General features: G+C 64.9%; 14 protein-coding genes. 9 read left to right on the top strand and 5 right to left on the bottom strand.

Annotation, left to right across the window (positions count from 1 at the left end):
* The first annotated feature begins 73 nt into the window (after positions 1–73).
* The 3 genes from bioD to dcp all read left to right on the top strand — a co-directional run bounded on the left by bioD (position 74) and on the right by dcp (position 3,440).
* Positions 74–745, top strand: a complete 672-nt coding sequence (gene bioD, locus KPL74_19660; GenBank protein QWT19952.1) for a dethiobiotin synthase — start codon at positions 74–76, stop codon at positions 743–745.
* A gap of 35 nt (positions 746–780) precedes the next feature.
* Positions 781–1,116, top strand: a complete 336-nt coding sequence (locus KPL74_19665; GenBank protein ID QWT19953.1) for a hypothetical protein — start codon at positions 781–783, stop codon at positions 1,114–1,116.
* Between the two features lie 128 nt (positions 1,117–1,244).
* On the top strand, positions 1,245–3,440 hold the full coding sequence (gene dcp / locus KPL74_19670) for a peptidyl-dipeptidase Dcp (GenBank protein QWT19954.1): 2,196 nt from the start codon (positions 1,245–1,247) through the stop codon (positions 3,438–3,440).
* A gap of 58 nt (positions 3,441–3,498) precedes the next feature.
* Here the strand turns inward: dcp and KPL74_19675 are convergent, their stop codons facing one another.
* The 4 genes from KPL74_19675 to putA form a co-directional block, all read right to left on the bottom strand.
* Positions 3,499–4,062 (bottom strand): hypothetical protein, encoded by a 564-nt coding sequence (locus KPL74_19675; GenBank protein ID QWT19955.1) that lies wholly within the window; start codon positions 4,060–4,062, stop codon positions 3,499–3,501.
* Between the two features lie 88 nt (positions 4,063–4,150).
* The gene (locus tag KPL74_19680) at positions 4,151–4,744 is read right to left on the bottom strand and encodes a hypothetical protein (protein QWT19956.1); all 594 of its coding nucleotides are present in this window, start codon (positions 4,742–4,744) and stop codon (positions 4,151–4,153) included.
* 115 nt (positions 4,745–4,859) lie between these two features.
* Entirely contained in the window at positions 4,860–5,789 is a 930-nt protein-coding gene (locus tag KPL74_19685; GenBank protein ID QWT19957.1) for a 2OG-Fe(II) oxygenase, read from the bottom strand.
* A gap of 125 nt (positions 5,790–5,914) precedes the next feature.
* Positions 5,915–9,067, bottom strand: coding sequence for a bifunctional proline dehydrogenase/L-glutamate gamma-semialdehyde dehydrogenase PutA (gene putA, locus KPL74_19690; protein ID QWT19958.1), 3,153 nt, complete (start codon positions 9,065–9,067; stop codon positions 5,915–5,917).
* 270 nt (positions 9,068–9,337) lie between these two features.
* On the opposite strand from putA, the gene KPL74_19695 reads away from it, so the two are divergent.
* The 6 genes from KPL74_19695 (at position 9,338) to KPL74_19720 (ending at position 14,293) form a co-directional block, all read left to right on the top strand.
* Entirely contained in the window at positions 9,338–9,820 is a 483-nt protein-coding gene (locus KPL74_19695; GenBank protein ID QWT19959.1) for a DUF2244 domain-containing protein, read from the top strand.
* A 97-nt stretch (positions 9,821–9,917) separates the two neighbouring features.
* Positions 9,918–10,742: a cytochrome c oxidase subunit II gene (gene coxB, locus KPL74_19700; GenBank protein ID QWT19960.1), complete on the top strand. Its 825-nt coding sequence runs from the start codon at positions 9,918–9,920 to the stop codon at positions 10,740–10,742.
* A gap of 34 nt (positions 10,743–10,776) precedes the next feature.
* Positions 10,777–12,390: a cytochrome c oxidase subunit I gene (gene ctaD / locus KPL74_19705; GenBank protein QWT19961.1), complete on the top strand. Its 1,614-nt coding sequence runs from the start codon at positions 10,777–10,779 to the stop codon at positions 12,388–12,390.
* 161 nt (positions 12,391–12,551) lie between these two features.
* Entirely contained in the window at positions 12,552–13,442 is an 891-nt protein-coding gene (locus tag KPL74_19710; GenBank protein QWT19962.1) for a cytochrome c oxidase subunit 3, read from the top strand.
* A gap of 225 nt (positions 13,443–13,667) precedes the next feature.
* A complete protein-coding gene (locus tag KPL74_19715) occupies positions 13,668–14,009 on the top strand; it encodes a type II toxin-antitoxin system RelE/ParE family toxin (GenBank protein ID QWT19963.1) in 342 nt (113 codons plus the stop codon).
* Positions 14,006–14,293: a helix-turn-helix domain-containing protein gene (locus KPL74_19720; GenBank protein QWT19964.1), complete on the top strand. Its 288-nt coding sequence runs from the start codon at positions 14,006–14,008 to the stop codon at positions 14,291–14,293. The genes KPL74_19715 and KPL74_19720 overlap by 4 nt, the downstream gene beginning before the upstream one ends.
* 78 nt (positions 14,294–14,371) lie before the next feature.
* On the opposite strand, the gene KPL74_19725 is transcribed toward KPL74_19720, so the two are convergent.
* Positions 14,372–14,608 carry a twin transmembrane helix small protein gene (locus KPL74_19725; GenBank protein ID QWT19965.1) on the bottom strand — a complete coding sequence of 79 codons (237 nt, stop codon included), beginning with the start codon at positions 14,606–14,608 and terminating at the stop codon, positions 14,372–14,374.
* Positions 14,609–14,635: the final 27 nt, after the last annotated feature.

The following is a 14,635-nucleotide window of genomic DNA, read 5'->3' on the forward strand; positions in this document are numbered from 1 at the left end:
GGGTCCTGCGTTCATCGGGGGATGGAAGCCGTGTATGGTGCCACGTCCCCGCATCTGCAAGGCTCAGGCCACCATGTCGCGACAGCTTTTCGTGGCCGGTACCGACACCGGCATCGGCAAGACCCACGCCGCCCAGGCCCTCGTCCACGCGTTCCGCCAGGCCGGCGAGCGGGTGGTCGGGATGAAGCCCGTGGCGAGCGGCTCGGCGCGCACGCCGCATGGCTTGCGCAACCAGGATGCGCTGGACCTGCAAGGGGCCAGCGCACCCGTGCCGACCTACGAGAGGGTCAATCCCATCGCCCTCGAGGAGGCCGTGTCCCCGCACCTTGCCGCCGCCGTGGCTGGCACCCGCATCGACTGGGCGCCCATGGATGCCGCGTTCGAGTCGCTGGCGCATGAGTACGACCGGGTGGTGGTCGAAGGCGTTGGTGGCTGGATGGTGCCGCTATCGGAATCGATCTCCGCCGAACAGCTGCCGATGCGCTGGAAACTGCCCGTGGTGCTGGTGGTCGGCATTCGCCTGGGCTGCATCAGCCACGCCCGGTTGACCGCGCGGGCCATCGAAGCGGACGGCTGCCGGCTGGCCGGGTGGATCGCCAACGTCATCGAGCCGGACATGCTGATGCGCGAGGAAAACATCGAGACGTTGCGCCGCCTGATCCCCGCCCCCTGCCTGGGCGTGCTCCCGTGGCGGGTCGGTCCGGCGGACGCGGCGCGCCTGATCGACCTGGCGCCGCTGGCCTGACGAGGCGTTCACGCCCGCCGTCTTAAAGACACACCATGACGACGTACTTTCTTTCGGTAAAAGACATGGCGAAGGCGAAGGGTCCCGACCCCGAGCTTTCGTTCGAGGGCATCGGCCCGGAAAAACTCGCCGCCGACATCGCCGACGCGATGCGTAGTGACGGCCTGTTCCAGCGCTGGCGCGCCAAACAGCCGGACCCGGATGAGGTCGATCCCAGCCTGGGCGTCACCGACGCCTCGGCGACAGCCTCGGGCGAACTGTCCAACGACCGCACCGACGTGAAGCTGTCGACCAGCCTGCCGATGCGAATCGTCAAGCATCGGCTCAACCTGCTGATTGGCAGCAGTTGGGAGCTGCGCGACACCCGATAAGCACGCAGCGCCGCGCGCGGCTCCCACCGTGCGGCGCAGCAATTGGCGTAGTACCTGTGGCGGTTGTCCCCGGCGTCCTGCCACGGCTAGAGTCGTGGATTCAGAACACGCCAGGGGACCGCCCGTCCATGAAGGTACGCACGCTCGTGATCGCCACTTCGATCGCCCTCACCGCCGCCTGCTCGTCGTCGAACGACGCCGACAAGGCCGCCACGCCGGCACCGGCGCCCGCGCCGGCCAGCACCGCCCCGGCGCATGCCGGCACCGCCGCTGCGGCACCGGCCGCGCACGTGAACCCGCTGATGACCGCCAGCACGCTGCCGTTCGAGGCGCCGCCGTTCGACAAGATCGTCGACGCCGATTTCCAGCCGGCGATCGAGGAAGGCATGAAGCAGGAGCTGGCCGAAGTCGAGGCCATCGCCAACTCGGCCGACGAGCCGACCTTCGACAACACCGTGGTTGCCCTGGAGAAATCCGGCAAGCTGCTCACCCGCGCGCAGATGGTGTTCGGCGCCCTCGCCGGTGCGAACACCAACGACACGCTGCAGAAGGTGGAAGAGGACGAAGCGCCGAAGCTCGCCGAGCACAGCGACGCCATCTACCTCAACGACAAGCTGTTCAAGCGCATCGAGACGCTTTACGCCAAGCGTGATTCGCTGAACCTCGATCCGGAATCGAAGCGCCTGCTCGAAGTGAAGTACCAGGACTTCGTCCACGCCGGCGCGAAACTCTCCGAAGCGGACAAGACTCGCCTGAAGGAGATCAACAAGGAAGAGTCGACGCTCAGCACGCAGTTCACCAACAAGCTGCTGGCCGCGACCAAGGCCGCCGCGCTGGTGGTTGACGACAAGAAGGCACTAGATGGCCTGTCCGATTCGGATATCGCCTCCGCCGCCGATGCCGCGAAGGGCCGTGGCATGGAAGGCAAGTATGTCATCCCGCTGCAGAACACCACGCAGCAGCCGGAACTGCAGCCGATGAACGATCGCGCCACGCGCGAGAAGCTGTTCAAGGCTTCGTGGGAGCGCGCCGAGCACGGCGACGCCAACGACACGCGCGACACGGCATCGCGGATCGCCCAGCTGCGCGCCGAGCGCGCCAAGCTGCTCGGCTTCAAGAACTACGCCGCGTGGAAGCTCGACGACCAGATGGCGAAGACGCCGGAAGCCGCCGAGAAGTTCATGGAGCGCCTCGTGCCCGCCGCGGTCGCCCGCGCGAAGTCCGAATCGAAGGACATCCAGGCCGTGATCGACCAGGAGAAGGGCGGCTTCCAGGTCCAGGCATGGGATTGGGACCACTACGCCGAGAAGGTGCGCAAGGCTAAGTACGACCTCGACGAAGGCCAGGTGCGCCCGTACTTCGAGCTCGACAACGTGCTGCAGAACGGCGTGTTCTACGCGGCCAACCAGCTTTACGGCATCACCTTCAAGGAACGCAAGGACATCCCGGTTTACCAGCCCGACGTGCGCGTGTTCGAAGTGTTCGACAAGGACGGCACCTCGATGGCGCTGTTCTATTGCGACTACTTCAAGCGCGACAACAAGAACGGCGGCGCGTGGATGGATAACTTCGTGGGCCAATCGTCGCTGATGGGCACGAAGCCGGTGGTCTACAACGTGGCCAACTTCACCAAGCCGTCGGCGGGCCAGCCGGCGCTGCTGTCGTGGGATGACGTCACCACCATGTTCCACGAGTTCGGCCACGCCCTGCACGGCATGTTCTCGAACGCGAAATACCCGTCGCTGTCGGGCGCGAACACCGCGCGCGACTTCGTCGAGTTCCCCTCGCAGTTCAACGAGCAGTGGGCGTCCGACCCGAAGGTGTTCGCGCATTTCGCCAGGCACTACCAGACCGGCGAAGCGATGCCCGCCGAGCTGGTGGCCAAGATCAAGAAGGCTTCCAGCTTCAACCAGGGCTACGCGATGAGCGAGCTGATCTCCGCCGCGCTGCTCGACATGCAGTGGCACATGCTGCCAGCCGACGCGCCGAAGCAGGACGTCGACAAGTTCGAGACCGATGCGCTGAAGAAGGTCGGCTTCACCATGGTGCAGGTGCCGCCGCGCTACCGCAGCAGCTACTTCCAGCACATCTGGGGCAACGGCTACGCTGCCGGCTACTACGCCTACCTGTGGACGCAGATGCTCGATTCGGACGCGTTCGAATGGTTCAAGGAGCACGGCGGCCTGACCCGCGAAAACGGTGACATCTTCCGCGACAAGATCCTCTCGCGCGGCAACACCGTCGAGCTGGGCAAGCTCTACCGCGACTTCCGCGGCAAGGAGCCGAGCATCGAGCCGATGCTGAAAGACCGCGGCCTGAAGTAAGCCGACCGAGGGCCCCGTAAGGGGCCCTCTACCTTTGGGGTCTTCAACGCCGTTGCAACTACGCAAGCAGGATGTAGTCGAGATCTATGTCGGACTCTTCTCCCCGGTCCTGCATGCTAATGATATGAATGCCGTAGAAGGGCTCATCAGGCCGCCATTCGAAAGTGAGCCAGCCTGGGTTGTCGTAGATCATATTCTTCCAGGTGATTAGCTCGCCGCCTTCGTCATGCGTCCATATCTGCACGTTTGGCCAAGCGGCGCCCACATAGAACGCCATCGACATGACCCGACAAGGTTGGTTGAATCTGAAGGCGATGGACCTGTCCCCGCGTGATGCCCACCAGTTCGGGGCTGGTCGGTGAAGCACCAGGCGGTCATGGTCGTCGGATTCCTGGGGGTGCTCGACGTAACCTCGCTCCGCCGACACAATCATGTGCGTGACCTGTGGCGCTTTGGGAAACGGATTCTCCATTTCGCCTTCATAGAATCGCCGATACTGCGCGTCGCGAAAATCAATGAGGAAGGCGTCTGTCGGCAGGCCCTTGCGCCGTGGATCGGGCGCTCTCTGATTGTAGGGAAGGCGGCGCGCCGGGTTTGGTTGGGACGTTTTTTTTGCGTGCATGATAATGCTCCTTTGCATGGTCGGCCCGACCTGGGCCGGTTCCCCTGATCCCTGGTGAGTGGTCCTGGTCGTCAGCCAGGCGACGGCTTCAAGGCTCCAGCCTGATCCGCTCGATGCACACCGTCCCACCGCGCCAGACGATGCCCTGTAGTTCGTTCAGATGCCTGGCGCTGTATTCCAGCGTGGTCCAGAAGCCGGCGCTGCCTTGCAGTCGCTCGCGTGGCTTGGTGAAGCTGAACGTCCGCACTTCGGCGAAGTCGCCGTGCTGGAGGAAGCCGATGTGTGCATCGGCGGCGACGTTGCCCACGCCCAGCTGGCAGATCACCGTGCCGTACGCGTGCCGGAACAACAGCAGGCAATCGTTGTGGCGCCCGCGGGTGCCGGTCAGGACGCAGCGACCGCTGTCGTCGTCATCCGGTGACCCGATACGCACGGCGGCGTCTCCCGTCACGATCACCAGTTCGCCGAACACCTGCGACGAGTGCGGCGGGACGGTGCTGAACGGTGCATGGCGAAAATCGAGGCTGATCACTTCGTCGCCCAGCGAGCCGACCGGCTGCGCGAGTAATTCGGCCACGGAGGGGTCGTCAGCGAGACGGCGTTGCCGCAGGCGCGGCTTGCCGGCGATAGTCTGCGGGGCGTGCTTGAGCGACGCGGCGCGTGCGGTACCGGGCGACCTCATGTCGCAGTCCTCCTGCAAGGGTGGACGTCGGGTACCGGCCGACGTGACTACCCCTAAGCCTCGACCGCCGGGGCGCGTCGCGCAATAGGCCTTTCGTTGTAGGGGCGACCCTGGCTCAGGCCGCCGTGCGCCGCCGGTAGCGCATGTAGAGCCGCTTCATCAGATACAGCACGTGGCCGCCAAAACCCTTGTCCTGCGCCTGTAGCAGCTGGCTGTTCTCGGCGTAGAGCATCTGCATCTGGCCGTCGCGCGAAGCGATCAGCTCGCGCAGCGTACCGACGTCGGCTTCGGTCAGCACATGGCCGGGCGCGAAGTGGCCTGGCAGCTGGCGGTTGACGTAGTGGGTGGTGTGGCGCCCCGCCGTCTCCGCCGCATCGCGTTCCTTCGTATAGAAATACAAGGCGACGGATTTCCGGGTCGTACCCTCGTGCTCGGGCGGAATGGCGATCGGGTTGAAACCATGCCAGCTGTTTTCCGTGGTTTCGAAGATCACGCAGCGATTGAAGTGCGGCGCGACGCGAACCATCGGTTCCGGGTCGGCGTAAGGGTCGCGGAACAATTCGAGCAGGCCGCCCCAGCTGTCTTCCCACGCGTGGTTGAGGTAGACGATCAGGTTGAGCCGGCGATGCCAGCGCTCACTCGGATGGAAATTGAAATCGATGTGCGCACTGAGCGGCTGCTTGTCGCGATTCTCGTGCGTGCCGCCACCGAGATAAAACGGATCGTAGAGCAGGTCGTCGATGCCGGTCACCCGACCTATCCACGCGAGGAAGGCCGGCGTCTGGATGATCTCGTCCAGCCGACGGTAGGCCGGCCCGAGTCCCGGCATCGCGTCCACGGTGGACTTGCCGCCGGGGCGGCCGTCGTCACCGATGTAATTGCCGCGTTCGAACGCGGGGAACTCCGCGAGCAGTGCGTCGACGAACACCCGGTCAAGGAAGTCGTCGATGACGAGATGGCGAAACGGCTGGGCCATCGCGAAGCGCGTTGCAAGGTCGTCGGTCCGGGCCAGTACGGCCGGGCTGATGATCGATTCGTGGGACATCCTATCGCCGCTCAATGCTGGGTACCGGCGTGATTCTAGAACAATCTTGCGAATGCCTCGTTGCACCGTGCAAGAAAAAGGCCGCGACCCTCGCAGGTCGCGGCCCCAGGCACGATCCGGTCGGATTACTCGCCGATCGTCAGCAGCGAGGCATTGCCGCCGGCGGCCGTGGTGTTGATGGTGAGCGTACGCTCGCCGGCAAAACGCAGCAGGTAGTGCGGGCCGCCGGCCTTCGGGCCGGTGCCGGACAGGCCTTCGCCGCCGAACGGCTGCACGCCGACCACCGCGCCGATCTGGTTGCGGTTGACGTAGCAGTTGCCGACCTTCGCATGCGACGAGATGTAGTCGATGGTGTCGTCGATGCGGCTGTGGATGCCGAGGGTCAGGCCAAAGCCGGTGTCGTTGATCTGCTGGACGACCTTGGCGAGGTCGGCGCCCTTCCAGCGGATCACGTGCAGCACCGGGCCGAAGATCTCGCGGGTGAGCGTTTCCAGCGAAGGGATCTCGTACGCACGCGGCGCGAAGAAGGTGCCGTTGCCGGTCGCCTCCGGCAGCGCCACTTCGCCGATCTTCTTCGCTTCGCGGTCCATGCGCGCGGCGTGGTCGACGAGGATCTGGCGTGCGTCCTCGTCGATCACCGGGCCGACGTCGGTGGAGAGCAGGCCCGGGTCGCCGACCTTCAGCTCCGCCATCGCACCGGCGAGCATGCCGATCACCTTGTCGGCGATGTCCTCCTGCACGAACAGGATGCGCGCGGCCGAGCAACGCTGGCCGGCCGACTGGAACGCCGAGTTGATGACGTCCTTGACGATCTGTTCCGGCAGGGCCGACGAGTCAGCGATCATGGCGTTCTGGCCGCCGGTCTCGGCGATCAGTGCGGCGATCGGCGCGTTGCGGGCGGCGAGGGCACGGTTGATCGCCCAGGCGGTGTCGGTCGAGCCGGTGAAGGCCACGCCCGCCACGCGCTTGTCGCGGGTGAGGGCAGCGCCCACGGTCGCGCCGTCGCCCGGTAGGAACTGCAGCACGTCGGTCGGCACGCCGGCCGCGTGCAGCAGCTTCACAGCGGCATGGCCGATCAGCGCGGTCTGCTCGGCGGGCTTGGCGATCACCGCGTTACCGGCGGCCAGCGCAGCGGCCACCTGGCCGAGGAAGATCGCCAGCGGGAAGTTCCACGGGCTGATGCAGACGAACACGCCGCGGCCATTGAGGAACAGCTGGTTGCTCTCGCCGGTGGGGCCCGGCAGCTGCTCGGGCTGGCCGAACAGGCGACGTGCCATCGTCGCGTAGTAACGCAGGAAGTCCGCGGCCTCGCGGATTTCCGCGATGGCGTCGGGCAGGCTCTTGCCGGCTTCGCGCACGCACATGGCGATGAACTCGGCGCGGTTGTGCTCAAGCTGCTCGGCGGCGTGCTCGAGGATCGCGGCACGGCTGGCAGCCGGCAGGCGGTCCCAGGCCGGCTGTGCGGCGACGCCGGCGGCCAGGGCCTTGTCGACCATGGCTTCGGAAGCGTTCTCGACGCTGCCGATGATGCGGCGGCGATCCGACGGATCGGTCACTTCCTGCTTCGTACCGCCGGTGGCGCCACCGGCGACGAGCGGAGCGGCCGTCCACGGGCCGGAGTGACGGTTGACGGCGTCGGCGAGCTCGTTCAGCTCGTTGTCGTTTGCGAAGTTCATGCCCATGGAGTTCTTCCGGAGTTCGCCGTAGAGATTGACCGGCAGGGGAATACGGGGGTGGGGAATGGAGCTGAAGGCACGCACGGTTTCGCACGGGTCGGCGACGAGGTCGCGTACCGGCACGCTTTCGTCGACCACGCGGTTGACGAAGCTCGTGTTCGCGCCGTTCTCGAGCAGGCGGCGGACCAGGTAAGGCAGCAGGTCTTCATGCGTGCCCACCGGCGCGTAGACGCGGCAGGGGACGTTGAGCTTGTCCTTGCCGATCACTTCCGCGTAGAGGTCCGCGCCCATGCCGTGCAGGCGCTGGTTCTCGTACGGACGGCCCTTGGCGATGTGGTGGATCGCGGCGATGGTGTGCGCGTTGTGCGTGGCGAACTGCGGGTAGACCAGGTCGCTGCCGGCGTTGAACAGGCGATGCGCACAGGCCAGGTAGCTGACGTCGGTGTTCGGCTTGCGCGTGTACACCGGGTAGCCCGACAGGCCATTCTCCTGGGCGCGCTTGATCTCGGCGTCCCAGTAGGCGCCCTTCACGAGGCGCACGAACCAGCGGCGGCCGGTGGCGCGAGCCTTTTCAACGACCCAGTCGATCACGAACGGGGCGCGCTTCTGGTAGCCCTGGATGACGATGCCGAGGCCGTTCCAGCCTTCCAGCGTGGGGTGGGCGAAGACGTCGCCGATGATGTCGAGCGACAGCTCCAGGCGATCGGTCTCTTCCGCGTCCACGGACAGCGCGATGCCGTTCTTGAACGCGAGCTGCGACAGTTCGAGCAGCTTGGCGCCCAGCTCGGCGCGCGCACGGGCGCGGTTGCCGATCTCGTAGCGCGGGTGCAGCGCCGACAGCTTCACCGAGATGGACGGCGCCTCGACGTTGCTCTTGAACGGGCCGCGGCTACCCAGCGCGTTGATCGCGTCGCGGTAGTCCTGCTGGTAGCGCTCGGCCGTGGCCTGGGTCAGCGCCGACTCGCCAAGCATGTCGTACGAGTAACGGTAGACCGAGTGTTCCTTCTCCTCGGAACGGTCCAGGGCTTCCTTGATCGTGCGTCCCATCACGAACTGGTGGCCCATGATCCGCATGGCCTGGCGCACGGCGAGGCGCACCACCGGCTCGCCCGCGCGGCCAACCAGGCGGCGCAGGGCGGAGGTGAAGTCGTGGCGGGTGTCGTCGGCCAGGTTGACCAGGTGGCCGGTGAGCATCAGGCCCCAGGTCGAGGCGTTGACGAACACCGACTCGCTCTGGCCAAGGTGCTTCTTCCAGTCGGCGTCGCCAAGCTTGTCGCGGATCAGCTTGTCGGCCGTGGCCTTGTCGGGGATGCGCAGCAGGGCTTCGGCCACGCACATCAGCAGGACGCCTTCCTCGGAGGAAAGGTCGTACTGGCGCATGAAGGATTCGACGGCGCTCTGGTCCTTGGCGCGGGCGCGCACCCGGGTCACCAGGCCGGCGGCCACGTCGATGACGTGTTCGCGCTCGGTCGGCGGCAGGGTGGCCTGGGCCAGGAGGTCGTTGACGGCCTCGGTTTCGTCGCGCAGCCACGCGGCGGTGATACGCGCGCGCGCCGGCTCGGCACCGGTGGGGAGTTCGGGACTGAGGATGGACGGATTCACGGGGGCTACTGGGGACGGGGAGACCGCCCATTGTAAGGGAGGGCGGGGGTTCTTGCGTGGTGCGCTGCGCAAGGAGCCGGAAAGAAAAGTGCGTATCGGGTACCGGGTACCGGGTGAAGATCAAGGGCACGCTAACGTACTCTCGTGCCTGGCTTTTACCCGTTACTCTCAACCCGTTACCCGATACGCTCCTCCCCCTTGCTGCCCCTGTCCTTGCCGCATCCGGCAGGCCGCCCTATGATCCCAACGTTCCAGGCACGCCGGATTCCCATGTTCGTGCTTCGACCGACCGTCGCGGGTCAACCGCGCGTGTTGTGGCTTCGGCCCAATCGCGCGCTGGACAAGCGCGGCCTGCGTCGACTGATCATGGGGCTGGCGGCGATGGCCCTGGCGGTCGCGGCGCTCAGTGCGTGGCAGGGGAATGTCTTCGTCCCCCTCTTCGCGCTGATCGAGGCGTTCGTCGTGGGGTTCGCGCTTGGCGCGGCCTGGCGGGCCGGCGACAGGGGTGAACGCATTGCCATTGACCTGGATACGCTGGAGGTAAGGACGCTGCCGGGTCGACGGGTGTCCCATTTCCAGACATATTGGGTACGGATCAGGCTGGCGCCGGGGGAAGGCCGCCAGCGGCTTTTGATTACATCGCACGGCAATCAGCTGGAAATCGGCGCCTTCCTTGGGGAAGAGGAACGGGTCGAGGTGTCAAGGAAACTCATGGTGCTTCTGTCCGAAGTCATGGATCAGTCGCGCAGGTAGGTTCATCAAAGGTGCAAACATGACATCTGGCGGCATCGGACGATTGGTTTCGGCGTGGACGGCAGGCGGGCTCCTGGCCCTGGTGAACGGAGTGGCCATGGCCAACCCGGAACCCGACCAGCTCAACATGACCAAGGGTGTCAGCGAGTGGTCGCCCTACGGCATGCACATGGTGGCGCTGTGGGTCTGCGTCGTCATCGGCATCGTGGTGTTCGGCGCCATGTTCGTGGCGATGTTCCGCTTTCGTAAGTCCCGCGGCGCCGTCGCCGAGAAGTGGACGCACAGCACGAAGCTGGAAATCGTCTGGACCGTCATCCCGGTCATCATCCTCATCTTCCTGGCCAAGCTCGCCACCGGCGGCCTGACCTCGTTCGCCGACACCACCGGCTCGGAAATGACCGTCAAGGTCACCGGCTACCAGTGGAAGTGGCGCTACGACTACGTTGAGTACAAGGGCAAGCCGGTCGACCGCGTGGGCTTCATGTCCAAGCTGGAAGAGAGCTCCGACCGCACCCGCCAGCTCAAGTCCAACCTCGACCCGGACAAGATCCAGGTCGACGGCTACAAGACCTACCTGCTCGACGTGGACAAACCCCTCGTCGTGCCCGTGGGGGTCAAGATCCGCTTCGTGATCGTCGGCGGCGACGTCATCCACTCCTGGTGGGTGCCGGCGCTGGGCTGGAAGATGGATGCCATCCCGGGCATCGCGAACTCGGCGTGGACCAACATCAAGGAACCAGGCGTCTACCGCGGCCAGTGTGCTGAGCTCTGCGGCCAGGACCATGGCTTCATGCCCATCGTGGTGAAGGCCGTGCCCAAGGCTGAATTCGAGCAGTGGCTGGCCACCCAGGAAGACGAGGCGAAGGTGCAGAAGGCCGCCCAGACCGCCCAGACCCCATCCGCCACGGCCCCCCAGGGCTGAATCCGTCCAAGTCTTAGGTAGAGGTGCAAGGCCCATGGCGCACGAAGCCACCCACGACCACCACGATCACCATGGAGCGCCCCAGGGGTTCTTCCAGCGGTGGGTGATGTCCACCAACCACAAGGACATCGGTACGCTTTACCTGGTGTTCGCCCTGCTGATGTTCTTCATCGGCGGTGCGTTCGCGATGGTCATCCGCGCGGAGCTGTTCAAGCCGGGCATGCAGCTGGTGCAGCCGTATTTCTTCAATGAAATGACGACGATGCACGCGCTGGTGATGATCTTCGGCGCGATCATGCCCTCCTTCGTGGGCCTGGCGAACTGGATGATCCCGCTCATGGTCGGCGCGCCGGACATGGCCCTGCCGCGCATGAACAACCTGTCGTTCTGGATCATGCCGTTCGCGTTCACGCTGCTGCTGAGCACGCTGTTCATGCCGGGTGGCGGTCCCGCCGGCGGCTGGACGATGTACCCGCCGCTGTCGCTGCAGGGCGAGTCGATCGCCTACGTGGTGTTCGCCGTCCACCTGATGGGCATCAGCTCGATCATGGGCGCGATCAACATCATCGCCACCATCCTCAACATGCGTGCCCCGGGCATGGACCTGTTGAAGATGCCGGTGTTCGTGTGGAGCTGGCTGATCACCGCCTTCCTGCTGATCGCGGTGATGCCGGTGCTGGCGGGCGCGGTGACGATGTTGCTCACCGACAAGTACTTCCACACCAACTTCTTCAATGCCGCCGGCGGCGGTGATCCGGTCCTGTACCAGCACATCTTCTGGTTCTTCGGGCACCCCGAGGTCTACATCATGATCCTGCCGGCGTTCGGGATCATCTCGGAGATCATCCCGACCTTCGCCCGCAAGCCGATCTTCGGCTACAAGGCGATGGTGTTCGCGATCGCCTCCATCGCGTTCCTCTCGTTCATCGTCTGGGCCCACCACATGTTCGCCGTGGGCCTGCCGATGGGTGCGGAGATCTTCTTCATGTACGCCACCATGCTCATCGCGGTGCCGACGGGCGTGAAGGTGTTCAACTGGGTTAGCACGATGTGGGGCGGCTCGATGACCTTCGAGACGCCGATGCTGTTCTCCATCGCGTTCGTCATCCTGTTCACCATCGGCGGCTTCTCCGGCCTGATGCTGGCGCTGGCCCCGGCCGACTTCCAGTACCACGACACCTACTTCGTGGTGGCGCACTTCCACTACGTGCTGGTGACCGGCGCCGCGTTCTCGATCATGGCTGCCGCGTATTACTGGCTGCCGAAGTGGTCGGGCAACATGTACAGCGAGACCTGGGGCAAGATCCATTTCTGGTCCAGCGTCATCTCGGTCAACGTGCTGTTCTTCCCGCAGCACTTCCTTGGCCTGGCCGGCATGCCCCGACGCATCCCGGACTACAACGTGGCCTTCGCCAACTTCAACATGATCAGTTCGATCGGCGGCTTCTGGTTCGGCGCCTCGCAGCTGATCTTCCTGGCGGTGGTGGTGCACTGCGTGTACTTCTCCAAGAAGAAGGCCGCGGACCGTTCGTGGGAAGGCGCCAAGGGCCTGGAGTGGACGGTGCCGTCGCCGGCTCCGCACCACACCTTCGACGTGCCGCCGGTCATCCACGATGACGAGCTGGCGCACGGCAACACGGATCATTGATCGATGAATGCGGCGATCGACAACCAGGTGGATGAACGGCGCAAGCGCGCCCGCCGTACCGCGATGATCGCGGGCGGGGTGGCCATCGCCATCTTCGTCGTGTCGATCCTGCAGATGTTGAAGCTGTAACGGCCAACAAGCGACTTCCACGGGAAACCAGCATGGGTCACCAGCAACAAGACGCTTACTACGTACCGAGCAAGAGCCAGTGGCCGATCGTCGCCGCCATCTCCATGTTCGTCACCGTGTTCGGTGCAGCGCACTGGCTCAATGCCGAGCCCGGCGACGCCGGCTTTGGCAAGACCGTGTTCACGGTCGGCATCGTGATGATCCTGGGCATGTTCTTCGGCTGGTTCCGCTCGGTGATCCACGAGTCGATGGCCGGTAGCTACAACGAGCAGGTCGATCGCTCGTTCCGCATGGGCATGATGTGGTTCATCTTCTCGGAAGTGATGTTCTTCGGGGCCTTCTTCGGTGCGCTGTTCTACGCGCGCATCTTCTCGGTGCCCTGGCTGGGCGGCGAAGGCCACGGCGTGCTCACCCACCAGTTCGTGTGGGAGGGCTACAACGCGGCCTGGGGCGCATCGGGTGGCGGCGGTCCCGCCAATGTCGGCGGTTCGTTCCAGACCATCGCCGCGTGGGGCCTGCCCCTGCTCAATACGCTGATCCTGCTGTCGTCGGGCGTGACCATCACCATCGCGCACCATGCGCTGAAGGCGGGCCACCGCAAGGCGCTGTTGATCGGCCTTGGTGCCACCGTGTTGCTGGGCTGCACCTTCCTGTTCTGCCAGGCGCACGAATACGCCGAGGCGTACGAGCACTTCAACCTGACGCTGGGTAGCGGCGTCTACGGCGCCACCTTCTTCATGCTGACCGGCTTCCACGGCATGCACGTGACGCTCGGCACCATCATGCTGGCGATCATCTGGCTGCGTTGCGCCAAGGGCCACTTCACCAAGGACGACCACTTCGGCTTCGAAGCCGTGGCGTGGTACTGGCACTTCGTCGACGTGGTGTGGCTGGCGTTGTTCTTGTTCGTCTACGTGCTCTGAGTCGCCAGGAAGCCCGCCGCAAGGCGGGCTTTTTGCATAAGGCGGGCCGCGTCCGCCGACCCTGTTTCAGCGCGGGCCTACGTTACGTGGCGTCGATGAACGACTGTGGCGTAGCGAGCATCCGGGAATCCTTGGAGGCACCGACTCATCCCGAGTCCTGCACCGAGGCAAGCTGATGTATCCGTCCAAAATCATTCGAGGTACGCCGTTGACGTATGTACGTCAATGGCGTATGTTTGCGCCGTGATCTTCGTAGAGACCCCGTCGTTCACGCGACGGGTGAAAGAACTGCTTTGCGATGACGATCTTCGGCGCCTGCAGGCGTTTCTCGCGGAAAATCCCACCGCTGGCGACGTGATCGAAGGCACCGGAGGCCTCCGGAAAATTCGCGCGGCCATGGCGAGCCGAGGCAAGAGTGCTGGGGCGCGGGTTATCTATTACCACTTCGCGTCGCTTGCTCGCATCGCCATGTTGATGATTTATCCAAAGAACGAACGAGACAACCTCACCCACGACCAGCGCGCGGCCTTGCGCCAGGTTGTTGAACACTGGAGACATCCACCATGACGACCTTTTTCGACGAGCTCCTCGAAAGCGTCCAGCAGATGGACGAGATCCACCGCGGCAAGCGCGCGCCGTCGCGTGAGTTCCATGTCGATCCGGCCACGATCAAGGCGATCCGCGATGAAACGGGGCTTTCCCAGCAGAACTTCGCCCGGGTGCTCGACGTCGACGTCGGCACCCTGAGGAATTGGGAGCAGGGGCGGCGTGAGCCGACGGGGCCGGCGCGGGCGTTGTTGCGGGCTATTCGGAATGATCCGAAGAATGTCCTGGCGGCGCTGGTGGGGTGAGAGGGTCGCGCGCGGGCGCGCTCCTACAGGGGGCGGCACCGATTGCCGCACCGTACCTTGGTGGCTGGCGGGGGCGGGTTAGAATTGGCCGACGTCGTGGGGGTGCAACCACCCCATGAAGATGCCCAGGGCCACCATGGCGATGAGCAGCAGCGAAAGGCCGATGCGGCGGGTGAGCGCCCACACGGTGCGCTTGCTCTGGCCCTTGTCGGTCATCATGAAGAACAGCGCCTGGCCCAGGTTGAATAGCACCACCAGGAGCAGGATCACCAGCGCGTATTTGTAGATGGCTTCCACGTGACCCTTCCGCTTCATTGCGACAATCCGAGTATAGCGGTGGCC

It is taken from the genome of Bacillus sp. NP157 (assembly GCA_018889975.1).
In the GTDB taxonomy this organism is placed as follows: domain Bacteria; phylum Pseudomonadota; class Gammaproteobacteria; order Xanthomonadales; family Rhodanobacteraceae; genus Luteibacter.